Here is a 24,803-nt window from a genome sequence, read left to right as displayed (position 1 = left end):
TTTCCTTGTCAAAACAGAAGTGATTCGGTTCTCTTTTAGCAACCAAGCCAATGTCATTTGTGTCAAAGGAGAAAAAGCAACACAACCCTCTCCTTTGTCTTCGAGAACATCTAATAATCCCGCTTCTGGTTGCCACGCAAACATGGAATATTTCACTTGATGAATAAAGCAGGGTGTCTCCAATTGTTTCAGTATTTCAGTAGTTTCCTTAGTTTGCGCTGCTGTATAATTAGAAATTTCCACATACAATGCTTTTCCGCTTCGTACGGCGTAATCCAGCGCCATCATGGTTTCCTCCAATAGCGTTTCCGGATCAAAACGATTCGAATAAAAAAGAAATTTGTGGCAGTAACAAATCACTTTTTCCACATCTGTCCTATTTCATCTAGTTGTTTTTTTAGCCAAATTCTAATTTAATTTTTATAGTCCGATTGAAAGATACTAAAACGTCAAATGATCCCCCAAAACACCAACTAGTTTTTGATATTAAATGTAAAACTAAAAAACCACCTAAAATAATCAGGTGGTTTTTTCATTTCTTAAAAAAATACTACAACGGAATATTCCCGTGTTTTCTATCTGGAGTAACACTAACTTTATTTTCTAGCATGCTAAAGGCTTTTATCAGTTTGCATCTGGTGTCTTCCGGTAAGATTACCTCATCCACAAAACCACGTTGTGCTGCGGTATACGGATTCGCAAACAAATTCGCATATTCAGCTTCTTTTTCCAAAAGTTTAGCGGCAGGATCTTCGGCCTCATTGATTTCTTTCTTGAAAATAATTTCAGAGGCTCCTTTGGCTCCCATCACAGCTATCTCGGCACTGGGCCAAGCAAAATTCATGTCGGCACCAATGTGTTTCGAGTTCATCACATCATACGCACCACCGTAGGCTTTACGTGTAATTACCGTAACTCGTGGCACGGTCGCTTCGCTTAAAGCGTACAATAATTTCGCTCCGTGAACGATAATTCCATTCCATTCTTGGTCCGTTCCCGGCAAAAACCCCGGCACATCCACTACAACCAATAACGGAATATTAAAACAATCACAAAAACGAGTAAATCGAGCTGCTTTTTTCGAGCTGTTCACATCCAGACAACCCGCTAAAATCATCGGTTGGTTGGCTATAATCCCAATGCTTTTTCCTCCCAATCGAGCAAAACCCACCAAGATATTTTCGGCATAGTTTTTATGAATTTCATAAAACGAATCTTCGTCAATAATGCCGCTAATTACCTCGTGCATATCGTACGGTTTATTGGGATTATCCGGAATAATAGTCGCTAATTTGGGACGAACCTCATCATTGAGTTCATACCGTAAATTGTGTGCTTTTTCTTTGTTGCTTTGTGGTAAATAACTCAACAAGCGTTTCAAATCTTCCAGACATTCCACATCATTAGCAGAAGTAATGTGCGCCACACCGGATTTCGTAGAATGCGTGCTTGCCCCTCCCAATTCCTCTGAAGTCACCGTTTCATTGGTTACTGTTTTCACGACATTCGGGCCTGTTACAAACATATAACTGGTATCTTCAACCATCATCGTAAAATCAGTCATGGCTGGTGAATATACCGCTCCACCAGCGCAGGGACCCATAATTGCAGAGATTTGCGGAATTACGCCACTGGCTTGTACGTTTCTATAAAAAATATCAGCATAACCACCCAACGAACGAACACCTTCCTGAATACGTGCCCCACCAGAATCATTCAGGCCAATCATGGGTGCGCCCATTTTGACTGCCATATCCATAATTTTACAAATTTTTTCGGCATGAGTTTCAGATAATGATCCCCCAAAAACGGTAAAATCCTGCGCAAAAATATAGACCAATCGACCGTTTATAGTTCCGTATCCGGTAATGACACCATCTCCAAAAAACAGTTCTTTTTGCATTCCAAAATCAGACGTTCGATGGGTAACTAACATCCCGATTTCTTCAAAAGAGCCTTCATCCATCAAATAATTGACGCGCTCTCTTGCCGATAGTTTTTTATTAGAATGTTGTTTTTCGATACGTTTTTTACCGCCGCCCAAATGAGCTTCAGCAATTTTATCGTTTAATGTTTTTATTTTAGATTCCATACTTTATTTAATTGGATACTATTGTTTTTTAAAATTTCGTCACTTCGAGTGGTTTTGAAAAGTAATGCGATAGCTTTAATGTTTAAAATTGTATCGAGAAGCCTTGTGAAATGTAAAGTTCTCGATACTTCTCAAAGGTTTTTTGTTCAAAACCTTTGCTCAACTCGAACTGACGTTTTAAGAGTTTAGTAAGCGTACGATTTTTTGATCTTCAAAATACTGTTTCAACGCCACCAAAGCAGCGATTTCGGCTTCTTGCTCCATTTGATTTTTCAATACATCCATATTGTAATAGTTCTTTACAAAATGCGTGTCAAATTTCCCGGAACGAAATGCCTCGTGTTCAAAAACAAATTTCCCAAAAGGCAACGTTGTTTGTACGCCTTCCACATGATAATCTTCAATGGCTTTGAGCATAATTTGAATGGCCTCTTCACGGGTTTCGCCGTACGTAATTAATTTGGCTAACATAGGATCGTAATAAATAGGAATGTCCATGCCTTGTTCAAAACCATTGTCCACACGAATACCCTGGCCAACTGGCAATTGATACACCTCCAAATTCCCCACACTCGGCAAGAAATCATTCATCGGATCTTCGGCATACACACGTAATTCCATTGCATGCCCTTTTATTTTCAAATCTTCTTGTTTTATTGCTAATGCTTCTCCCCTGGCCACTCTGATTTGAAGTTCAACCAAATCAGTTCCTGTAATCCATTCCGTAACAGGATGTTCTACCTGCAAACGAGTATTCATTTCAAGAAAGTAGAAATTATTATTTTCATCCAATAAAAATTCGACAGTTCCTGCTCCTAAATAATCACATGATTTAGCTACCAAAACAGCAGCTTCTCCCATTTTTTTACGCAATTCAGGTGTTAAAACCGAAGAAGGCGCTTCTTCTATTACTTTTTGGTGACGACGCTGGATACTGCACTCTCTTTCGAATAAATACAACACATTCCCGTGGCTGTCTGCCATAACTTGAATTTCGATATGCCTTGGCGAACCCACATATTTTTCGATAAAAACAGAACCATCACCAAAAGCGGAAATCGCTTCACTGATGGCGCGATCCATTTGAGATTCGAAATCAGCTTCACTCTCTACCACACGCATTCCTTTTCCGCCACCACCTGCAGAGGCTTTAATCAGAATTGGAAAACCAATTTTTTTAGCAACCACTTTCGCTTTTTCGACATCCGTAATGGCTTCGTCAAAGCCCGGAACCATTGGAATGTTGTATTGCTTAACAGCCTCTTTCGCCGCTAATTTACTTCCCATGATTTTGATCGCTTTCGACTTTGGACCAATAAAAATGATGTTATTTTTCTCTGCTTCTTCGGCAAAATCAGCATTTTCACTCAGGAATCCGTACCCGGGATGAATTGCATCTACGTTTAATGATTTCGCAACCTCTATGATTTTACTTCCCAATAAATAGGATTGATTAGAAGGAGCTTCGCCAATCCAAACGGCTTCATCAGCAAATTTTACGTGCGGTGCATTTCTGTCGGCAGTAGAATATACTGCTACAGTTTTAATGCCCATTTTTTGTGCGGTTTTCATCACTCTTATGGCGATTTCACCTCTATTGGCAACTAATAATTTTTTCATTTTATATTTTTTAACCGCAGATTCGCTAATTTTAATTCTCTCACAATCAATTGCGTTATATAATTTAAAATTTTCTTTTAAATTAGTGGTGTTTTATTCGAATTCAATTAACAACTGTCCTTTATCTACGGCATCGCCCATCATTACTGATATGGTTTTGATAACGCCATCACGCGGAGAAAGAAAGCTATTTTCCATTTTCATGGCCCCTAAAATAATAAGGTTGTCATTCTCTTTGACGGTTTGTCCTACTACCACACTGATTTCGAGAATTAAACCTGGCATGGGTGCTTTGATAAAATTGACTTGTTTGGTAAGCCCTACTTCGAATCCCATTTCCTTAATCAAAACATCCAAAGGATTTGAAATGGCAACGGTGTAGGTGTTATTGTTTACCTTTACGGTGTAGCTTTTTTGAAGAAAATCAGAAGTGATGATTTCCGCTTGATAAGGAGTGTTTGAGTGCAAAACATGAAACTTATTCGTTTCCACACTTACTGCATCCAGTTGTGAAATACTTTTCTTTTCTAAATCAAAATGAAAAGTGTCATTTACATTAACTTTATAACCAATACTCATTTGCTTTTATTTTATGGTCGTAAAAATAGGCAAAAGAAAACGTTTTCGTAAACCAATGAAGAAAGTTTTATGCTAATTTAGTATAGGTATCAAAAATAAAATTATAATACTAATAACCCATATTCCCGCAGCGTTTTAATTGGTTTGGAGTACCAAAACAATTCAAAGTCCTCCAGATATGATTCGAAATCTATTTTTATTTCTTGAAAGCTGTGAGTTTTAGAATTCGAAACAGCGATTTTCTGTAGCATTTCTACCAGCCATTCTCCCTCCCTTTTATTCGTTTGAATACTGAAACTTTCTTTTTTATCATGAAATAGCAAAGTCATTAGTTCCCAAGAATTTCCTTTTTTAGATTTGGTAAAATGTTCCACAAATGGTTTGCCGCCTAACCAAACGATTTTAGCAGTGGGTTTGACGCTAAAATCATTGTCTTCTTGTAGAGCATCAAAAATAAAATCAGGTGAAATTTTAGTTTTTGGAATTTTAAATTCAAACCAATCCTGCAATTCGTAATCAAAACAGATTCCGTGCATGAAATTGAACAACGATTTCTTAAGTCCAAAACTGAATTTATCATGGTCGATTCCTGTTGCATCGGTATAATTAATATCGTTATTGGCAAAAGTTCCAATGATTTCGGTTTCTTTTGTCACACCAAATTTCTCTGGATACAAGCCTACTGGACTGTGCGCCGTCATAGCAAATTGATGCCAAAATCCCGATTGTAATACCCCAACTTCAAATAACTGACGCACCATTTCGAGACTATCTATCGTTTCCTGAATGGTTTGTGTAGGATAGCCGTACATCAAATAGGAATGAACCATGACTCCTGCTTCGGTAAAATTTCTGGTGACTTTAGCCACTTGCTCCACCGTAACGCCTTTGTCAATCAATTTTAATAATCGATCAGAAGCTACTTCGAGACCACCAGAAACCGCAATGCAACCGGAAGCTTTAAGTAGCAAACACAAGTCTTTGGTAAAACTTTTTTCGAATCGAATGTTCGTCCACCACGTCACGGCTATTTTCCTACGAAGAATTTCGAGAGCTAGAGCCCGCATCAAAGCCGGTGGCGCCGCTTCATCTACAAAATGAAATCCGTTCTCACCTGTTTGGGCAATCATTTCCTCCATTCGGTCGCACAATAAATTGGCCGCCACGGGTTCGTAAATTTTGATGTAATCCAAAGAAATATCGCAAAACGTACATTTCCCCCAGTAACAACCATGTGCCATGGTAAGTTTATTCCATCTCCCATCACTCCACATGCGGTGCATGGGATTCACAATTTCGATAACCGAAATGTATTTATCCAAAAATAAATCCGAATAATCCGGAGTTCCTACTTGTGATTGTTTGTAATCGTGTTTCAGGGAATTATTTTTATAAACTACTTTTCCGTCTTCCAACAGAAAGGTTCGTTTATAGGAATTGTAATCTGTCCCGAAATTTCGGGATTCAATATTAGAGATTAATTCTTCAATTGGCATTTCCCCATCGTCCAAAGTAATAAAATCGAAAAACTCAAACACACGAGCATCTGAAAGCGAACGCAATTCTGTATTTGGAAAACCACCACCCATCGAAATCTTGATATTGGGATAATGCTTTTTAACCCATTGTGCCGAACGAAAAGCCGCGTACAAATTTCCTGGAAACGGAACTGAAATCAAGAATAATGTAGGTTTTATAGTTTCTATTTTTTCTTTTAAAATAGAAAGAAGAACGGTATCAATATAAGTTGGTTCCTGTTGCAAGGCTTCATACAATTCGTCAAAAGAATTCGCACTTCGTCCCAAACGTTCTGCATAGCGGCTGAAACCAAAATTAGCATCTACACATTCGACAATAAAATCTGAAATATCTTCGAGATACAAAGTCGCTAAATGCTTGGCTTTGTCCTGTGTTCCCATCGTTCCGAAAGCCCAATCAAGTTCTTCCAATTGTGCAAAACGGGACGCTTCCGGCAAGAAATCTTCTTGACAAATTTGAAGCGCCAATGTTGGATTTTTTCCTTGCAGAAAAGCAATCACGGGATCAATCGTTTTTAGATATTCATCTTGCAAAGCTTGAATTCTTTGGGAGTTGGGTGTTAGCTTTTGGGTCCTAGCTGTGGCAATAGCAAACACATTTTGCAAACCTTCATTAGAAAACAATTCCAAAATCACCTCAATACCCAAATCCGCCTGAACAGACTCAATGTTTTTGGTATTCAGAAACCCTTTAATATAAGCGGTCGCCGGATACGGTGTGTTGAGTTGGGTAAACGGAGGCGTGATGATGAATAATTTGGTTTTCAAAAGAAATAAGTTTTGTGCAAAAATAAGGGATAATTCTGTTCTTATCACCAAAGTAAAAGTCCATATTATTATTTATTCTTTGGATTCAAATATAAAACAAAGCTATTTTTAGTTTCAACGTAATATATAGGTATTTAATTATATTTATCTTGCTGTAAATCTTACTTCTGAAGCGAATTTTTCCTTTTTCATTTACAATGCAAAGTCAATGTTTTGATTGTGCCAAAAACCTACGTGGTTGCAATGATGATGATGCTGCCGATTTAAAGAAAGCAAGCGATGGTATATACCTAGCAAAGAATTAAACAATTAACTCAAAAATAGTTCATGTGACGGAAGTCTTAATGGTCATCAACTTCCATCAGGTGATTATTGGTATACAGCAACCAGAACTGATGAAAATGAATACAAAGGTCATTTTAGTTTGAAGCGATAGCAAATCATCAAAACTTATGCTCTTTTTTGCTGACCATCAACAATGAAAATAAAGAGACACAGGCTGCCGTACTTAAGTAAAACCCAACGTAGGTCAGGCTATACTGTGTAGCTAACCAAATCGCAATCATAGGGGCAAAAGCGGCTCCGATAATTCCTGCCATGTTAAATGCCAAAGAGGTCCCTGAATAACGCACCGTTGTAGGAAACAGTTCCGATAAAAAAGTCCCCAATGGGCCATATGTGAATCCCATCAGCGCCATTCCAACACATAAAAACAAAGTCACAAGAACCGAACTGGCAGAATTTAAAAAAAATGAAAATGCAAAACCAAAAACAGCTATTGCTATCGTTGCATAAATAAGCATTTTTCTACGCCCAATACAATCCGCAATTAAAGCAGAAACAGGAATAAAAAGCGCAAAAAACAATACCGAAAACAATTGCATCAATAGAAAATCCCTTTTGGAATAACCTAAATCTGACGTTGCCCAGCTAAGCGTGAACACCGTCATGAGATAAAAAACCAAGAAAGTTGTAATCGACGCAAATGTGCCAAAAATCAATTGGTTTTTATAAAATTTTAATAAAGTAAAAAAGGGAATTTTAACCTCTTGTTGTTCTTTTTTAGAGTTTTTGAAAGCAGGAGTTTCATCAATTTTTAATCGGATATAGAAACCTACAACAACCAATAACGAACTCCCTATAAACGGAATTCTCCACCCGTAGTCCAGAAAAGCTTCGGCACTCATTGTGTCTGTCAAAATCAAGAAAGTACCACCTGAAAGCAACAAGCCTATTGGAGCTCCCAATTGCGGGAACATACCATACCAAGCACGCTTATTAGGCGGAGCATTTTCGATTGCTAATAAAACCGCTCCACCCCATTCGCCACCTAAACCAACTCCTTGACCAAAGCGACACAACATAAGTAATAAAGGAGCTGTAATTCCAATACTGGCATAACTTGGTAAAAAACCAATACAAACAGTTGAAATCCCCATTGTTAATAATGCAATTACTAAGGTGGTTTTACGTCCAATTTTATCACCATAATGGCCAAAGACTGCGGAACCTAAAGGTCGGGAAAGAAAAGCAATCGAAAAAGTTGCAAGAGATAATAAAACAGAATTAGTATTATCTGTTGAAGGAAAAAACAATTGAGGAAAAACTAAAACTGCTGCATTAGCATATATATAAAAATCAAAAAACTCTATAGTTGTACCAATTAAACTGCCAAAAAGAACATGTTTTAAAGAATTTTTATTCGTAAGCTTTAAATTATCTTTCATAAAATTGTTAATTTTTTTTGATAAAATTGATACTATTTTTCGAAAGTAACAAATATTATAGTTCCAATATTTTTCGGTAATTTAGCCTCAAATAAAATTCCATATGCCAACCGACTGTATCAGCTATCAAAATTCAGGATATTTCTCTTCTTTGATGAACGATTATTTAGATCAAAAAAATAATTTACATTCTCTATACAATAGATTTCCAACGCTGGAAAACTTTGAAAAGCAAATCCTTGAAAAGCAAAATAACTTCCCCTCCCCAGCCCTCCCCGAAGGAGAGGGAGTCGAAATGGATAAAAAAATTGTCAATGACAATAAAAGAAATATTTTAGTTTCAGTCTTAAAAAAACAATATTCGGCTATTTCAACTTCTGTTTTAACAAAACAAAATATTGAAACTTTAGCCCTTCCAAATACATTTACTGTAACCACTGGCCATCAGCTAAATTTATTCAGTGGACCTTTATATTTTTTATACAAGATTATTTCGACAATTAATTTGACAACCGAATTAAAAGCGAAATATCCCACCTATAATTTTGTCCCCATTTACTGGATGGCTACCGAAGACCATGATTTTGAAGAAATCAATTATTTTAATTTTAAAGGCAAAAAATTCCGTTGGAACAAAGAAAGTACAGGTCCTGTTGGACGATTGTCTACTAAAGGTTTATCCGATTTTCTAGAAGTATATGCGCTGGAATTAGGTTCCGGTACGAATGCAGATACTCTAAAAAAATTATTCAAAGACTCTTATCTGAATCACGATAATTTAGCCGATGCCACACGATTTTTGGCAAATGCATTATTTGGTGCAAATGGTTTAGTCATTTTAGATGCGGATAATTCAGACTTAAAAAGAGCTTTTATTCCTTTTGCAAAAGAAGAATTACTACACCAATCCTCGCATAAATTAGTACTAGAAACTGCCGAAAAATTAAAAGAGTATACGATTCAAGTGAATCCTCGTGAAATCAATTTGTTTTATATTGAAGATAGTATCAGAGAACGCATCATCTTTGAAAATGATCGATACAAAGTAAACCATACTAAAATTGAGTTTTCTGAAACAGAAATTCTATCCCTTTTAGAAAATCATCCAGAGAAATTCAGTCCTAACGTGATTATGCGTCCGTTATATCAAGAAGTGATTCTCCCCAACTTATGCTACATTGGCGGAGGAGGAGAGATTGCCTATTGGCTAGAGCTACAATCGTTTTTTGCCGCTGCAAAAGTAACTTTTCCAATACTTTTGCTTAGAAATTCCGTACTATTAGCAACCGAAAAGCAAGCTAAAAAAGCAGACAAATTAGAATTGAATTGGGAAAATTTATTTTCGAAACAGGCGAATTTAGTACCTACTAAAACCAAAGAATTATCAGATTTCCCAGTCGATTTAACGCATCTCAAAATCCAATTGGAAAAACAATTTCAGGAGCTTTATGATGTTGCGACCAAAACCGATAAATCTTTTATTGGAGCGGTAAAAGCCCAGGAAATAAAACAAAACAAAGGATTAGAAAATCTGGAAAAACGATTGCTAAAAGCACAAAAAAGAAAACTAAGTGACGTTTTACAACGCATCACCTACTTGCAAAATGAGCTGTTTCCCAACCAAAGTTTACAGGAACGACAAACTAATTTTTCCGAATTTTATTTGGAATACGGAGACAATCTGATTCCTACATTAGTCAAACAACTCCAACCGCTGGATAATAAATTTGAAATTATTGTACTTTAATCAGATTACGATTATTTGAATGTCTTAATTGTAAAAATATTCAATAAAAAAATGCTAATTTTGCATAAAATTAAAAAAAATAAAAATGGCTACTAATAGAACTTTTACCATGATCAAGCCGGATGCTGTTGCTAACGGACACATCGGAAACATACTTGCAATGATTACTACGGCAGGTTTCAAAATCGTTTCTTTAAAATTGACACAATTAACTGTTGCTGATGCACAAGCTTTTTACGAAGTGCACGCTGCAAGACCTTTCTATGGTGAATTAGTAGAATTTATGTCAAGAGGACCAATTGTTGCTGCTATTTTAGAAAAAGACAACGCTGTTGAAGATTTCAGAACTCTAATTGGAGCTACAAACCCAGCTGACGCTGCTGAAGGAACTATCCGTAAAGCATACGCAACCTCTATTGGAGAAAATGCAGTTCACGGTTCTGATAGCGATGAAAATGCAGCTATCGAAGGTGCGTTCCATTTTGCCGGAAGAGAGCAGTTCTAGTATCGGTTTTCAGTCGCAATTGACAGTTACGAATTATAATAAAATAGAAATCCCGTTTCAAAATTGAAACGGGATTTTTTTATATCAAAAATCTGAAATCTAAATTCGTTAATCAACAATCTAAAATCATTACCTTAAAACCACATCCTTCACCACATCTCGTCTTAGTTCCTCATTAATCATAGCCACAATTTTTGATTTACCATGACTTAATTCCTCTCGTAAAACGGACGAGGTCAACTCTACATACAACGTACTTCCTTTCAAAACTACATTATTGGTATAACTGTTCACACCGTTACCCATCAAGTTTTTCCAAGCGTATTTTACGTCCATTTGATCCATTCCGGGCTGCAGCTTATTTACTTGGATAATTTGTTTCAAAACATCCCCTATCGTACTTTGATTATTTAGTCTCTTTGCCATCGCCCAGTAAATTTATTGGTGTTGCTTTCTTGTAATGATATGCTGTTTTTTCTTTGTTCAGTAATACTAATTCTTCCGCTGACACTGCAATTATTTCCTCACTCCATTTCATATAAGGTGTTGAATAATCCACAAACGCCTTGTCATCTGCAAATCGAATTGAAACCTTTTCATACGCATCATTCACCATAAAAGTACCGTCTAGTTGTGGCATGACTTTCTTTCGAAACCCTTTATTCTTTTTGTCAACTTCAAAATAATCATACACTTCATTCATCTTATACTCCTTGTTTTCCCCCTTATCAAAAACAACCTTTTTAATTTCCCAATAGCCGTTTATGTTGGCAATATCAGCAGGTATAATTTCTTGCTGGCATCCCACAAAAAGGAATGCAATAAAAAGAAAGCTAAATGTATTTTTCATATAATTAATATTTTTAGGAGCTATTTCCTGCTTTTCACTTCAATCTTTTTATCCGCCTAAAAAGCGGCTAAAAAAGGATTTCCGCTTCAATCAGGGCTAGGTATTTTGAAGTAACCATACTTAAATTGCATACAACAAAGTTACTCTTATTAAATTCACAGAAAACAAAAAAAGTAGAACACATTAAACTATTTTATATATTACTAACCATAAGGTAATTAGAACTAAATCAGAGCAAAATGTAAAAAATAATCTACCGTATCGTCCTCACAATATTTTGCATAAGCTACAGTTCTGAAACTTCAGAACCAACGCCTACTCCAACAGATACACTCTATTTCCTTCCACTAACCGGCGCCACTTGGGTAACAAAATCTAGTATCATTCTTGTCAACGGCCGAATTGTTATGGAAAATCATTTCAATGGTCATCACGCCAATTGGAATTCAACGGTAGTTTAATACCAACAGCTCCTGCCGACATGTTTATGGCCTTAGGCAAAAACGATCAAAAAATTTATGTCATTCCGAGCAAGAAAATGGTCGTTATCAGAATGGGAGAGGTGGTAAACCTTGATAATCCAACTTTAGCTTTATCTGATTTTGATGAAATATTACAGCAGAAAACTAGTGTTTTATATCAGTAAATCTATTTGGTTTTCAAACGTTTAAGAAACCCTAAAACAAAGAAAACCAATCCCATAAGTATCAAAAAATAATACAGACTGATACTTAAATCTCGAATAAGATTAGCCGTTATAAAAGAAACTATACTCCCAAAATAAAGGTATAGTGGTGGTACATTTTTTAAAGAAGAAAAATCCATAATTGTCTTTTATTTAAAGAATGAATCTACAAATTCATATTTATTAAAAACCTGAAGATCCTCAATTCCTTCTCCAACACCAATATATTTTACAGGAATTTTAAACTGATCTGAAATTCCTATCACCACACCGCCTTTAGCAGTGCCGTCAAGTTTTGTAACCGCTAAACAAGTAACCTCAGTAGCGGCAGTGAATTGTTTGGCTTGTTCAAAAGCATTCTGACCCGTTGAACCATCCAAAACTAACAGTACATCATGTGGCGCATCTCCAACAATTTTTTGCATCACTCGTTTTACTTTGGTCAATTCGTTCATTAAATTAATTTTATTATGCAAACGACCTGCGGTATCAATGATAACGATATCCGCATTTTGCGCCACCGCGGATTGCAAGGTATCAAAAGCCACCGAAGCCGGATCACTTCCCATATCCTGACGAACAATAGGAACTCCTACTCGATCCGCCCAAATTTGCAACTGGTCAATGGCAGCGGCTCGAAAAGTATCAGCTGCGCCCAGCACAACGTTGTATCCTTGTTTTTTAAACTGAAAGGCTAATTTACCAATAGTAGTAGTTTTACCAACTCCATTTACACCCACTACCATCAAAACATACGGCTTAGTCTGAGTTGGAATTACAAACTCAGTGGCTTCACCGGAGTTAGTCTCTGATAATAAAGCCGCAATTTCTTCTCTGAGGATCAGATTGAGTTCTTCAATTCCCAGATATTTATCTGCTGCTACCCGACTTTCTATTCTTTCAATGATTTTCAAAGTCGTATTGACACCAACATCGGAAGCAACCAGAATTTCTTCTAAATTATCCAGGACTTCCTCATCCACTTTTGACTTTCCGGCAACCGCTTTGGTTAACTTAGAAAAGAAATTTGTTTTTGATTTTTCAAGACCTTTATCTAATGTTTGCTTCGCCTGTTCGGTTAGGCTCGGGTCTTTTTTGTCTGCTGAAAATATTCTTTTGAAAAAACTCATTGTGTAAATAGTATTAAGAATGAAGTATTTAAGTCCAAAGAACAAATACAATTTCTAATGGTAAATATAGAAAATAAAAAAGCTACTTCCGAATGAAAGTAGCTTTTCTATATACTGCTGTTGTAAATTATTTCTTTTTCAAGAATTCATCAACTGATTCTGGAGTCATAATAGATTCTACGAATGTATATGCACCTGTTTTTGGAGATTTCACCATTTTGATGGCTTTTGATAATCTCTTAGAAGATGTCTGTAACGATGCTACGGTTTTCTTTGCCATGATTCAAATGTTATTTAAATTTAAATAAAATCTCTAAATGTGACCATTTCTAGATTTCTATTAAAATCTCTAATTATTATTTAATTTCTTTGTGAACAGTTACTCTTTTCAAGATTGGATTAAATTTTTTAATCTCTAATCTGTCTGGAGTATTTTTTTTGTTCTTTGTTGTTATGTATCTTGAAGTCCCTGCAACACCTGATGTTTTGTGTTCAGTACATTCTAAAATTACCTGGATTCTATTACCTTTCTTTGCCATCTTGCTATTTTTTTATTTTGGAAGGGATTATTTAATAAATCCTTCTGCTTTTGCTTTTTTCAAAACTGCAGCGATTCCATTTTTATTAATTGTTTTTACCGTAGATGCAGCTACTCGTAGAGTAATCCATCTATCTTCTTCTGGAAGATAAAAACGCTTTTTAACTAAGTTTACAGAAAATTTTCTCTTAGTTTTGTTCATAGCGTGAGAAACGTTATTTCCTACCATCGCTCTTTTACCTGTAAGGTCACAAACTCTTGACATTATACTTATCTTTTATCGTTATTCAAAATCAGGGTGCAAAGAAAAGAAAAATAAACCTATTAAGCAACATATTTACTGCACATTTTTTAAAATTTCTTTCTGTACTAGTTCTAAACTTTTTATTACCGCTCTATCTATCACTTTTTCACGGGGTTGACCAAAATTGAATTCTTCAACAATTACTTCCTTTGGTGTTGCTATTGCAATAAAAACAGTGCCAATTTCTGCATCTGAGTCGCCTTTTGTTGGTCCGGCATTTCCTGTTGTCGCAATTGCATAATCCGTATTCATTCTCTTTTTTATACTCAAAGCCATTGCAGAAGCTACCTCCTTACCGACTACGGAATATTCCTTTATCAGACTTTCCGGAATACCCAAAACATTTATTTTAGCCTGGGTTGAGTACGAAACTACACTTCCTGCAAAATAATTGGAAGCACCGGCAACAGCACTTAAAAGCGTTGCTATTTTACCTCCTGTACAACTCTCGGCTGTAGCTATTGTTTTGTTTTGTTGGGTCAAAAGTTTCCCTACTGCAACTTCAATCGTTTCGTCTTCATCATAACCAACGATGATATCATGAATAATTGCGTCCAACAAGTTTACATTTTCAAGTAGCGCAGCCTCTAATTTATCTTTATCTGTACCACGTGCCGAAAGACGCAATCGTACGCGTCCCGGAGCAGGCAAATAAGCCAGCTTAATAAATTCAGGAAGGTTATTTTCCCAGTCTTCGATGCGCTCTGCCACCAGACTTTCGCCCTGACCATAGGTCAGAATTGTTTTATGAATTATATAAGGGCGCTCATATTCCCGAACTACTTTTGGGATGATTTCATGTTCAACCAAATATTTCATCTCGTAGGGAACTCCAGGGAGCGAAATAAAAACAGTGTTTTCCTTTTTCATCCACATTCCTGGTGCCGTACCTACCTGATTGTGAAGTACCGTACATTTCGAAGGAACCAGCGCCTGATCTTTATTGATTTGCGTAATGGTTCGCTTATAAAAACCTTCTATAAGTTGCGTGACATGAGCTAACACTTTTTGATCAACAACTAATTCATCTTCAAAGTAATCACAAAATGTTTTCTTGGTAATATCATCTTTTGTTGGTCCTAGACCTCCAGTTATAATAACCAAATCGACTTTGTTTTGAAGTGCTGTAAACGTATCAAAAATGTGTTTTTTATCATCACTAATCGAAATCATTTCGTTGATTTCAACACCAATTTTATCTAACGATTTGGCTATAAAACCAGAATTTGTATCGACAATTTGGCCTATTAAAATTTCGTCACCTATGGTAACTATGGTTGCTTTCATTTTTTTTGGTGCTGCTTATTTTGTAAAACTGTATTTAAAAAAGGAAAGTGTAAATTGGCAGATTCCATTTTTTGCGTGAGGGATAACAGTGAAAATCCTTCCGTTTTTTCGGAAGATTACTTCACCTAACAATTATTTCAATAGGGGTTCAGTGAACTTCGTTTGCAACGGATAGCCCGACCACGCTTTAACGTAAGTGAAAGCGTGGTCACGCCCAAATTTTACAAATCAAAGTCTTTTTTAATTTCTTTAATGGCTTCTTTCACCTGATTTTTTACACTCTTAAACGTTTCTTTGATTTCTTTCTTTTTACCTTCAGTCTTTGTCCAGGCTTCAACTTGAAGAATTTCTTCAAAAGCAACATTAAGTCCCATCAAATCCAGGGTTGGCTTTATTTTGTGTGCATAAGCATAGGCATGCTTGTGGTCTTTCTTTTTTATTCCTTCTTTAATTTGCTCTAGATCTGCCGGAACTTCAGTCACAAACAAAGTCAGAATTTCATTTACAAATTCAGGGTCGTTGTCCGACAGTGCGTACACTTTTGACAGGTTGTAGTTTATTGCCATTATTTTACTTGTATTCTAAATAGTTGTTGCCCTTCTAAAAATCCTTCTAAAACGTCCTCCGGCTTTACCGCTGCCACTCCTTCCGGGGTTCCTGTAAAAATGATATCGCCAATTTTTAATGTGAAAAACTGAGAAACGTATGAAATCAGCTCATCAATTTTCCAGAGCATCAAACTCGAATTACTCATTTGAACCGTTTCATTATTTTTCTTTAATTCAAAAGTAATATTTTCTACGGAACTAAATTCATTTTTTGATACAAATTCACCTATAACTGCCGAGCCATCAAATGCTTTGGCTTTTTCCCAAGGCAGCCCTTTTGCTTTTAATTTGTCTTGTAAATCCCGAGCGGTAAAATCGATTCCCACACTAATTTCGTCATAATATTTATGAGCAAACTTAGGCTCGATGTATTTCCCTACTTTACTTATCTTGACTATAATTTCGATTTCGTGGTGCACCTCTTCCGAAAATTCCGGGATTACAAACGGATGTTGTTTTAATAAAACGGCTGAATCCGGTTTCATGAAAACCACAGGTTCCGTGGGCCGCTCGTTTTGTAATTCCTCTATGTGATTGGTATAATTCCTACCGATACAGATTATTTTCATTTTTTATTAATTAAAAAATTTAATGATTGAAAGATTCAAAAATTAACTTAATTTATTATTCAGTTTTCGTAGTTTAATTGCCGTTAAAACTTTCTTGGTGTACAACGGAAAATCGGCATTTTGAATCCAACTGAAATAACCGGGCTCTGTTTCCAGAATTTTACCCACTTTGACTCCTTTGTGTTTTCCAAAAGTAAAAATCTCCTCCTCATCCTTATCAAAAGCTATCATTCCTGCGAAATCAGCAATTTTCTTTCTTGTTGTAAACTCGGACAATAATTTCATATCGTTTTCAAGTTCCGGATAGCGATCCAGTTGCGCTTTCAGAATCTCGTAAGTTGCCATGGTATCTGCTTCTGCAGAGTGTGCGTTTTCAAGTGTTTTTCCACAATAAAATTTGTGAGCTGCGCTCAATGTACGCTCTTCCATTTTATGAAAAACGGTTTGCACATCAACAGAAACCCTTCCTTTCATATCAAAATCTACTCCGGCACGTAGCATTTCTTCAGCCAATAACGGAATATCAAAACGATCCGAATTAAATCCAGCCAAATCACTGTCTTTAATCATATTATACACTTGAGTCGCCAATTCTTTGAATGTAGGTTCATTTGCTACTTTTTCATCTGTGATCCCATGAACAGCAGTTGTTTGCGGTGGAATTGGGATTGTTGGATTGACCAACCAAGTTTTACTTTCTTTATTTCCGTTCGGAAAAACTTTTAAAACTGAGATTTCTACAATTCTATCTTTTCCGATATCAATCCCTGTGGTTTCTAGATCGAAAAAACAAATTGGTTTATTGAGTTTGAGTTCCATTTTTAATTTTTGTGTGGTTACAAATATAGAAATTTGGGTTTAATTTCATTTAAAGTTCACCGTTTAAAGTTTCATAAAATCTTAAAAAAAGAAAACCCGATTGATTTTTAAAAATCAATCGGGTTTTTATTCTAAATATTAGCTTTTAAACATCTCTGTTTACATCAAATGCTTCTAAGTATTCAGCGACTCTTTTTACAAAACTACCGCCTAAAGCTCCATCTACCACTCTATGATCATAGCTGTGTGATAAGAACATTTTTTGACGAATCCCGATAAAATCTCCTTCAGGGGTTTCGATTACTGCCGGCATTTTACGGATTGCTCCAAGGGCTAAAATACCCACTTGAGGCTGATTTAAAATTGGCGTACCAAAAACACTTCCAAAAGTTCCCACATTAGTAACTGTATAGGTTCCGCCTTGAGTATCGTCCGGTTTTAGTTTTCCAGCTTTTGCACGACCTCCTAAATCATTGACCGCTTTAGCCATTCCTACTAAATTCAACTGATCCGCATTTTTAATAACGGGAACAATTAAATTTCCGTTTGGTAACGAAGCAGCCATTCCTAAGTTGATGTTTTTCTTCTTGATAATATAATCGCCATCCACAGAAATATTCATTCCTGGAAAATCTTTTATCGCTTTAGCAACCGCTTCCATGAAAATTGGCGTATACGTCAACTTCTCCCCTTCTCTTTTTTCGAAAGCAACTTTATTTTTCTCTCTCCATTTCACAATATTCGTCACATCGACTTCGATAAACGATTGTACGTGAGCCGAAGTTTGTACCGAAGCGACCATGTATCCCGCAATTAGCTTGCGCATTCTGTCCATTTCTATAATTTCATCACCACCGCTTACGGATACCGGAGCTGCTTTTTGAGCTGCTGGCACTGCAACCGGTTTTTGAACTGCTGCCACCGGAACTGCAACTACAGGCTGACTAATTCTGTTTTTTACATACTCTAAAATATCATTTTTAGTCACTCTTCCCTCTTTTCCTGTTCCCGAAATTGCTGCTAATTCAGCCACAGAAACCCCTTCTTCTTTAGCAATATTTTTTACCAAAGGCGATAAGAATTTTTCAGATTCCGAGTAATCGGAAGACAAATCTACCGGAGTCGCAACACTTTCGTTGGATCCTAAAGCTTCGGGATTAACCATTTTTGTTACTTCAGCAATAACCTCAGGAGCTACAGCTTCTTTAACAATTGGCACAAGCGCTCCATCTTCAGTCTCAATAATAGCAATAGTTTGCCCTACCTGAACTAAATCATCTTTACCAAACAGTTGTTCTACTAAAATTCCCGAAACTTCGCTTGGCACTTCACTGTCTACTTTATCAGTAGCAATTTCAAGTACTGCTTCATCCGCTTCAATTTTGTCGCCAACTTCTTTTAACCAGTTTGTAATGGTTGCTTCTGCAACGCTTTCTCCCATTTTTGGAAGTTTTAATTCAAATCTTGCCATATTGTTAACCTAAAAGGTGATATTGATTTTCAGTTTGCGAAATTACTAAATATTTCAAACATAAATTACATTAAATGTAATTTTTTACTCTATTTCTATAATCTCACCTCTCTCATTACTATTATTACTTCCTATTAAAAAATTAGCGTTTTTTGGTATAATTTTAAAGGTAAATCCTTTATTCCTTGAAGATTCGAGAATTGCGATACATTTTTTGAAAGAAATGAATTCGTTATCTAAAATAATTTCTGCACCTATTTTACTTTTAACAGAAGACGAAATTACTGTTTTTTCTGTTTTCAAATCGTGAAACAGGACTTTTTTTTGCAAAACCAAATGGAGCTTATCTGCTAATTTTTGGTTAGCTGAATACAAAAGATATGATTTTGGAATGATTTTTATTCCTGGTTTCCCTTGAAACATTTTCGCCAAAGAAAAAAAGACAATCCCAATTTTCATAAAAAGGGAGAAAAATAAAACACTTTTAAAATGCTTTTTGTAGAAGAAATTCATCGCTTCCTGAAACCGTTTCATATACGTTTCATCCTTAACCGTGCTTTCTCCTTTGTAGTGAATTGCGGTCGTTTCATGGAAATAATAATTGAATCTTCCTTCTTTCAGGACTCGATACGACAAATCAATATCGTCAGAATACATGAAACAATCTTCATCAAATCCGGCTACTTCAAGATACAAATCTCTTTTCATAACCATAAAAGCACCCACAAGAATGGCTACTTTTCCGGTTTGGTTTTCACTTAAATGTTGCGCATAATATTTCCCGAATGTTCCAGGAAATAATTTGTATAAACCTGTGATTTTGGTAAAAGCGACCCAAGGTGTCGGAACGCCACGTTTACTTTCGGGCAGAAATCTTCCGGTTCCATCGATGAGTTTACAACCCACAATTCCTAAATCCGATTGTTTTTGGGCGAAAGCCAATACTTTCATAAACGTATCTTCGGCAACAACAGTATCGGGATTCAGAACGCAAATGTATTCGCCTTGCGCTTGGGCTACCCCAATGTTATTGCCTTTGGGAAAGCCAATATTTTCTTTGTTTTGAATGAGTTTTACGTTAGGAAAAAGCTTTTGCATCATTGCACAACTGTCATCCGAAGAATTGTTATCAATTACAATAATTTCGCCGTCAATGGTTTCTAATGCGTTTTGAACGCTTAAAACACAGAGCTCCAGAAAATAGCGAACGTTGTAATTGAGAATAATGACGGATAGTTGCAAAGCTTATTGTTTTAGTTTTTTGGGATTTTGTTTCGTGTTGAAAATTCTCAAAACTACAACACTTTCTTTCTCTACGGAATAGATAATTTTAAAACTCCAAATGGCCACAAATCTAACTTTTTGGATATTAATTATTGGCTCAACCGGAAATTTATAAGGAAAATTCGGCAGAGAATTTGCCAAATCATAAATTTCATTAAATACTAAAATAGCATTTTGAGGACTTTCTTTTTTTATGTACTTATAAATAGCTTCTAGTTCATTTGATGCTTTTTTACTCCAAAGCACCCTCATTAACCTAGAATTTTTTTTCTGACATCTTCACTAGAATAGGTTTCTAACTTTCCTTCATTCAATTGATGTAAAGCCTCATGAATGTCTTTAGTATATTCTTTTTCAGAAATTGGGTTTCCATCTGCGTCATAACCAACTATATTTTCTTCATCAAGAAGTTTTGCTATTTTACTAAGAATCTTATTGTCGTTAATACTTAAGATTCTTTGCGTGATGCTGATTTTTAAAGTCTCCGTTTTCATGATACAAATTTTTAACCACTCAAATTTACGTCATTTTATTGAAAATTAAAAAAAAACATGTTTCTCCACTAGCCCCGAAGGAAGGGAAAAATTTTTTTTGTTCTTTCTTTAAGGACTAAAAGAGTACTTCACCAAGTTAATATTTTCATCGGTGTTCAGTGAATTTCATTTAGAATGAAAGCTGGACCTTTAGTTCCAACTAAAACCAAGTCATTCGCTCCTAAAAAACAGGTTATCATGTTTAGTTTTAACATTACTTAAACGATAAAACTTGAAACCTAATATAAATGAATTACTTTTGCAAAAAAGTTATGTTTAGTAATGCATGCATCTCTTATAATTTATAACTCATACCCTACAAAGTGAATTACTTATCTGTCGAAAATATCTCTAAATCTTTTGGAGAAAGAACACTTTTTGAAAACATTTCTTTTGGAATTAGTAAAGACCAAAAAATCGCCTTCATTGCCAAAAATGGCTCTGGAAAAACGACTATCATGAGCATCATTAACGGTTTGGAAGAATCAGATACCGGACAAGTTGTACTCAGAAAAGGTATCAAAATGGCCTTCCTTTCGCAAAATAACAATTTGCAGGAAGAATTGACGATTGAAGAAAGCATTTTCGCATCGGATAATGAGACTTTGAAAGTGATTGAAGCGTATGAAAAAGCATTAGAAAATCCGGAAGACGAAGAAGCCTACCAAAAAGCTTTTGACGGAATGGATCAGCACAATGCGTGGGACTTTGAAACACAATACAAGCAAATTCTGTTCAAACTGAAGTTGGAAGATTTCAAACTGAAAGTAAAAAATCTTTCTGGTGGACAGAAAAAAAGACTTTCATTAGCTATTATTTTGATCAATCGTCCCGATTTATTAATTCTGGATGAGCCTACCAACCACTTGGATTTAGAGATGATTGAATGGCTGGAAAGCTATTTTACTAAAGAAAATATTACGTTGTTTATGGTGACGCACGACCGTTTCTTCTTGGAGCGTGTTTGTAACGAAATCATCGAACTGGATAACGGAAAATTATACCAATACAAAGGAAATTACTCGTATTATTTAGAGAAAAAAGAGGAACGCATTGCATCAGAAAATTCGAGTGTGGATAAAGCGCAAAACCTTTTTGTAAAAGAACTGGAATGGATGCGTCGTCAGCCAAAAGCGAGAACGACCAAATCTAAATCCCGTCAGGATGACTTCTATGACATCAAAGAAAAAGCACAAAGCCGCCGCCGTGAAAACAAAGTAGAGCTTGAAATTAACATGGAACGTATGGGAAGCAAGATTATCGAGCTTCACAAAATTTCCAAGAAATTCAAGGATCATGTCATTATGGATAATTTCAGTTTTGATTTTCAACGTGGCGAACGCATTGGAATCATTGGGAAAAACGGAACTGGTAAATCTACTTTCTTGAATTTATTGACCGGAAACGTTTCGCTTGATAGCGGTAAAGTGGTGATTGGGGAAACGATAAAAGTAGGTTACTACACGCAAAGCGGAATAAACCCAAAACCGGGTCAGCGTGTGATTGATGTAATTAAGGAATACGGAGAATTCATTCCGTTGATGAAAGGGAAATTGATTTCGGCTTCACAATTGTTAGAGCGTTTCTTGTTTGATGCTAAAAAACAATACGATTTCGTGGATAGATTGAGTGGTGGAGAATTGAAACGTTTGTACTTGTGTACGGTTTTGATTCAGAATCCGAATTTCTTGATTCTGGATGAGCCTACGAATGATTTGGATATTGTGACACTGAATGTTTTGGAAAGTTTCCTTTTGGACTATCCAGGTTGTCTTTTAGTGGTTTCTCATGACAGGTATTTCATGGATAAAATTGTGGATCACTTATTCATTTTTAGAGGACAAGGTGTAGTGGAAGATTTTCCCGGCAACTATTCTGATTTTAGAGCCTACGAAGACAGTGCTGATGTTGCTCAAAAAGAGGAAAACAAAGCGGATAAGAAAGACTGGAAACAAAATAATCCAACCGGAAACCTGACGTTCAACGAGCAAAAAGAATTCCAGAAAACAGAGAAAGAAATCAAAGATTTAGAGCTTCAGAAAGTAGCTATTGAGCAATTATTCTCAGATGGGAAAATTGCTGACACTGATATTGAGAAAAAAGGAAATGAATTGCAAAACCTCATCCAAAAGATGGAACTCAAAGAAGAGCGTTGGTTTGAATTAAGTGCCAAAATGGAAGGATAAAAAACTTATAATTGTATTCAATTTTTGTAAAAACCCCATCACAAATTACATAATAGTAGCTTGTGGTGGGGTTTTTCGCATGAGTATATTAACAGAAAATTAGCACAATTATGCTACTTGAGTATTGAAATAACATATACATTTGACTATCAATTTCAATCATCAAACTGTAAATCAACTCAAATGAACGTAAAATCTACAAACACATCCATCAAAAAAAAATCTAAATTCATTCCATACCTGCTCTTGTTGAGTACTATTTTGTTTTTTCAATATTCTTGGTCACAAAATATTTCAGTAAAAATAATTGATGCAACTACTAAAGAACCTATTCCCTACGCCACCATCAATATTGATAAAAAAGAGCATTTGATTTCAAATGCCGAAGGTTTTTTTAACCTATCTGAAACTGCAATTCAAGATGAAAATACACTAATCATTACCTATCTAGGATATAAAAATCTTGAAGTTAAGGTGAGTCAATTATCAAAACTAGATTATATCATAGCACTCACTCCTACTATTTTTGAATTAAATGATGTACAAGTAAATGGTAAAAAACCCAATCCTTATGTTATAATGGCTGCGGTAAAGGCTAATCTTTCTATAAATTATAGAAATACCGATAATCCTATTAAAGACATGTTATTTGTGAGAAAATCAACGGCGACATATCCTAAAGAAGTTGTAGTTGATATAAATCAGTCGACAGGTTTTTCAAAACAAGCGCTTAAGCAAGTCAATAGTGATGTTCAAAATTTCACCAATGCCTTAATTAAATCACCCCCAAAAGAGTATACAGACATGTTGTGTAATTTATTTACTCATACTATTAAAAAAGATAATAAGTCATTTGAATCACATAAAATGAACGTTCTCAAAGCAACTGTTCTCAAAAATGAAGGAAGTGCAACCTCATCAGAAGAGTTGAAAGAAATTGGTATAAAAACAATGTTAAAGCACTTAGATTCTACAAAGTATTACCGCATTAAAAGTGGACTCATCGGTTCTCGAGATACTATTTCTTTAAGAAAAGATTTCAACAAAAAGAAAACAAAATCTAAAACAGCAGATCAAAGTACGCTCTTAACAACTACCAAATACAATTTAACACAATTCATCAAGAACAATAATTTAGGTAAATCTTCTGAGCATGATTTTATAAATAATCCAGAACTTTACACTTACAAATTTGAAGGAACTACTTTTACTGAGGATAACGATTATGCATTTGTACTTTCATTTTTACCAAAAAAAGGTAGTGCAAAATTTACCGGTAAACTCTATATCAATGAGTCGGATTATGCCGTTCTTAGAGCTGAATACCAACTTGATGAAGGAGAAAATTTACACAATGTTAATTTAAAATGGCTTTTTGGCATTAAAGTAGCCCAAAATAACAACAAAGGAATTTTAATGTTTCGCAAAAAATCTGAAAACAAGAATTATTACTTGCATTATGCCTCTGAAGAAAATGGGAATTATTTTTATATAAACCGACCTTTGAAATTTATTGAAATCACCAAAGAAGACAAAGACATTCTATCATTAGACATAAAATATGAAGGAAACTCTACGACTAAAACTGAATTTTTAAATCTATCACATTCCCTTGTAACAGATACTGATGTTACTAAAGTTGTTGAAAATGAATTCAATATTGTATCCTTAAAATCATACGATCCTAAAATATGGAAAGGATACCATGCTATTGAACCAGTTGCAGAATTAAAGCGTTTTAAAGTTAAAGAATAATACCTCTGCACAATGTTTCTGTATCAAATCTTTTTAAAAACTAGATTCAACTAATTAAAAAAAAACCTCATCAATAAAATTGAAGAGAAAGAGGAACGCTGGTTTGAACTGAGCGCGAAGATAGAAGGATAAAATCCCCCTAACCCCCGAAGGGGGAATAGAAGTGAACATAGCATACTATTTACAACCCCAACACTTTTAGCGGTAA

Annotated in this window: 23 protein-coding genes and 3 pseudogenes; 6 read left to right on the top strand and 20 right to left on the bottom strand. The window is 35.5% G+C overall.

The features are described 5' to 3' along the window. Positions 1-57: 57 nt before the first annotated feature. From EKL96_RS07570 to EKL96_RS07550, 5 genes and pseudogenes are all read right to left on the bottom strand, one after another. Positions 58-336, bottom strand: a pseudogene (locus EKL96_RS07570) (aldo/keto reductase); the annotation flags it as partial. A gap of 214 nt (positions 337-550) precedes the next feature. Continuing rightward, on the bottom strand, positions 551-2,092 hold the full coding sequence (locus EKL96_RS07565) for an acyl-CoA carboxylase subunit beta (protein WP_126460346.1): 1,542 nt from the start codon (positions 2,090-2,092) through the stop codon (positions 551-553). 177 nt (positions 2,093-2,269) lie between these two features. After that, entirely contained in the window at positions 2,270-3,712 is a 1,443-nt protein-coding gene (gene accC / locus EKL96_RS07560; RefSeq protein WP_126460343.1) for an acetyl-CoA carboxylase biotin carboxylase subunit, read from the bottom strand. 93 nt (positions 3,713-3,805) lie between these two features. Next, entirely contained in the window at positions 3,806-4,291 is a 486-nt protein-coding gene (locus EKL96_RS07555) for an acetyl-CoA carboxylase biotin carboxyl carrier protein subunit (protein ID WP_126460338.1), read from the bottom strand. 101 nt (positions 4,292-4,392) lie between these two features. Continuing rightward, on the bottom strand, positions 4,393-6,597 hold the full coding sequence (locus tag EKL96_RS07550) for a B12-binding domain-containing radical SAM protein (RefSeq protein WP_126460335.1): 2,205 nt from the start codon (positions 6,595-6,597) through the stop codon (positions 4,393-4,395). Positions 6,598-6,928: 331 nt separating this feature from the next. Between EKL96_RS07550 and EKL96_RS14570 the strand changes: the two are divergent. Continuing rightward, a pseudogene (locus EKL96_RS14570) lies at positions 6,929-7,033 on the top strand (T9SS type B sorting domain-containing protein); the annotation flags it as partial. A 7-nt stretch (positions 7,034-7,040) separates the two neighbouring features. Here EKL96_RS14570 and EKL96_RS07540 read toward each other — a convergent pair. Beyond that, positions 7,041-8,324 carry an MFS transporter gene (locus tag EKL96_RS07540; protein ID WP_126460332.1) on the bottom strand — a complete coding sequence of 428 codons (1,284 nt, stop codon included), beginning with the start codon at positions 8,322-8,324 and terminating at the stop codon, positions 7,041-7,043. A gap of 103 nt (positions 8,325-8,427) precedes the next feature. On the opposite strand from EKL96_RS07540, the gene bshC reads away from it, so the two are divergent. Together bshC and EKL96_RS07530 are read left to right on the top strand one after the other, a co-directional pair. After that, positions 8,428-10,071 carry a bacillithiol biosynthesis cysteine-adding enzyme BshC gene (gene bshC / locus EKL96_RS07535; protein WP_126460330.1) on the top strand — a complete coding sequence of 548 codons (1,644 nt, stop codon included), beginning with the start codon at positions 8,428-8,430 and terminating at the stop codon, positions 10,069-10,071. Positions 10,072-10,156: 85 nt separating this feature from the next. Next, positions 10,157-10,576, top strand: a complete 420-nt coding sequence (locus tag EKL96_RS07530; protein ID WP_126460327.1) for a nucleoside-diphosphate kinase — start codon at positions 10,157-10,159, stop codon at positions 10,574-10,576. 129 nt (positions 10,577-10,705) lie between these two features. Here the strand turns inward: EKL96_RS07530 and EKL96_RS07525 are convergent, their stop codons facing one another. Together EKL96_RS07525 and EKL96_RS07520 are read right to left on the bottom strand one after the other, a co-directional pair. Then, a complete protein-coding gene (locus EKL96_RS07525; RefSeq protein WP_126460325.1) occupies positions 10,706-11,002 on the bottom strand; it encodes a DUF721 domain-containing protein in 297 nt (98 codons plus the stop codon). Then, on the bottom strand, positions 10,983-11,426 hold the full coding sequence (locus EKL96_RS07520; protein WP_126455073.1) for a hypothetical protein: 444 nt from the start codon (positions 11,424-11,426) through the stop codon (positions 10,983-10,985). Before EKL96_RS07520 ends, EKL96_RS07525 begins: the two co-directional genes overlap by 20 nt. 436 nt (positions 11,427-11,862) lie before the next feature. On the opposite strand from EKL96_RS07520, the pseudogene EKL96_RS07515 reads away from it, so the two are divergent. Then, positions 11,863-12,072 (top strand): annotated as a pseudogene (locus EKL96_RS07515) (serine hydrolase); the annotation flags it as partial. 188 nt (positions 12,073-12,260) lie between these two features. Here the strand turns inward: EKL96_RS07515 and ftsY are convergent. From ftsY to EKL96_RS07455, 12 genes are all read right to left on the bottom strand, one after another. Then, positions 12,261-13,241: a signal recognition particle-docking protein FtsY gene (gene ftsY, locus EKL96_RS07510; RefSeq protein WP_126460322.1), complete on the bottom strand. Its 981-nt coding sequence runs from the start codon at positions 13,239-13,241 to the stop codon at positions 12,261-12,263. Between the two features lie 127 nt (positions 13,242-13,368). Then, the gene (locus EKL96_RS07505) at positions 13,369-13,521 is read right to left on the bottom strand and encodes a DUF4295 domain-containing protein (RefSeq protein WP_091205215.1); all 153 of its coding nucleotides are present in this window, start codon (positions 13,519-13,521) and stop codon (positions 13,369-13,371) included. Positions 13,522-13,597: 76 nt separating this feature from the next. Continuing rightward, on the bottom strand, positions 13,598-13,780 hold the full coding sequence (rpmG, locus tag EKL96_RS07500; RefSeq protein WP_017495179.1) for a 50S ribosomal protein L33: 183 nt from the start codon (positions 13,778-13,780) through the stop codon (positions 13,598-13,600). Positions 13,781-13,807: 27 nt separating this feature from the next. Further along, a complete protein-coding gene (gene rpmB / locus EKL96_RS07495) occupies positions 13,808-14,044 on the bottom strand; it encodes a 50S ribosomal protein L28 (RefSeq protein WP_126455077.1) in 237 nt (78 codons plus the stop codon). A 72-nt stretch (positions 14,045-14,116) separates the two neighbouring features. Next, complete coding sequence (locus tag EKL96_RS07490) at positions 14,117-15,370, bottom strand: CinA family nicotinamide mononucleotide deamidase-related protein (protein ID WP_126460320.1); 1,254 nt, start codon at positions 15,368-15,370, stop codon at positions 14,117-14,119. Positions 15,371-15,591: 221 nt separating this feature from the next. Beyond that, complete coding sequence (locus tag EKL96_RS07485; RefSeq protein ID WP_126455081.1) at positions 15,592-15,936, bottom strand: Hpt domain-containing protein; 345 nt, start codon at positions 15,934-15,936, stop codon at positions 15,592-15,594. Next, positions 15,936-16,547: a fumarylacetoacetate hydrolase family protein gene (locus tag EKL96_RS07480; protein WP_126460317.1), complete on the bottom strand. Its 612-nt coding sequence runs from the start codon at positions 16,545-16,547 to the stop codon at positions 15,936-15,938. The genes EKL96_RS07485 and EKL96_RS07480 overlap by 1 nt, the downstream gene beginning before the upstream one ends. A gap of 42 nt (positions 16,548-16,589) precedes the next feature. Continuing rightward, positions 16,590-17,366 carry a 3'-5' exonuclease gene (locus tag EKL96_RS07475; RefSeq protein WP_126460315.1) on the bottom strand — a complete coding sequence of 259 codons (777 nt, stop codon included), beginning with the start codon at positions 17,364-17,366 and terminating at the stop codon, positions 16,590-16,592. A 145-nt stretch (positions 17,367-17,511) separates the two neighbouring features. Beyond that, positions 17,512-18,837, bottom strand: a complete 1,326-nt coding sequence (locus EKL96_RS07470) for a dihydrolipoamide acetyltransferase family protein (RefSeq protein ID WP_126460312.1) — start codon at positions 18,835-18,837, stop codon at positions 17,512-17,514. 84 nt (positions 18,838-18,921) lie between these two features. After that, positions 18,922-20,079 carry a glycosyltransferase family 2 protein gene (locus EKL96_RS07465; RefSeq protein WP_126460310.1) on the bottom strand — a complete coding sequence of 386 codons (1,158 nt, stop codon included), beginning with the start codon at positions 20,077-20,079 and terminating at the stop codon, positions 18,922-18,924. Positions 20,080-20,082: 3 nt separating this feature from the next. Continuing rightward, positions 20,083-20,373, bottom strand: a complete 291-nt coding sequence (locus tag EKL96_RS07460; protein WP_126455091.1) for a type II toxin-antitoxin system RelE/ParE family toxin — start codon at positions 20,371-20,373, stop codon at positions 20,083-20,085. Beyond that, complete coding sequence (locus EKL96_RS07455; RefSeq protein WP_126455093.1) at positions 20,373-20,615, bottom strand: hypothetical protein; 243 nt, start codon at positions 20,613-20,615, stop codon at positions 20,373-20,375. The genes EKL96_RS07460 and EKL96_RS07455 overlap by 1 nt, the downstream gene beginning before the upstream one ends. A 362-nt stretch (positions 20,616-20,977) precedes the next feature. Here EKL96_RS07455 and EKL96_RS07450 point away from each other — a divergent pair, with 362 nt between their 5' ends. Continuing rightward, positions 20,978-22,840: an ABC-F family ATP-binding cassette domain-containing protein gene (locus tag EKL96_RS07450; RefSeq protein ID WP_126460307.1), complete on the top strand. Its 1,863-nt coding sequence runs from the start codon at positions 20,978-20,980 to the stop codon at positions 22,838-22,840. A 183-nt stretch (positions 22,841-23,023) separates the two neighbouring features. Beyond that, positions 23,024-24,595, top strand: a complete 1,572-nt coding sequence (locus EKL96_RS07445) for a carboxypeptidase-like regulatory domain-containing protein (RefSeq protein WP_126460304.1) — start codon at positions 23,024-23,026, stop codon at positions 24,593-24,595. The last annotated feature ends 208 nt before the right edge of the window (positions 24,596-24,803 follow it).

This window comes from Flavobacterium sp. LS1R10 (assembly GCF_003968825.1).
Taxonomy (GTDB): domain Bacteria; phylum Bacteroidota; class Bacteroidia; order Flavobacteriales; family Flavobacteriaceae; genus Flavobacterium.
Note: the sequence above shows the minus strand (reverse complement) of the source record. Positions and strands in the feature narration are given on the sequence as shown.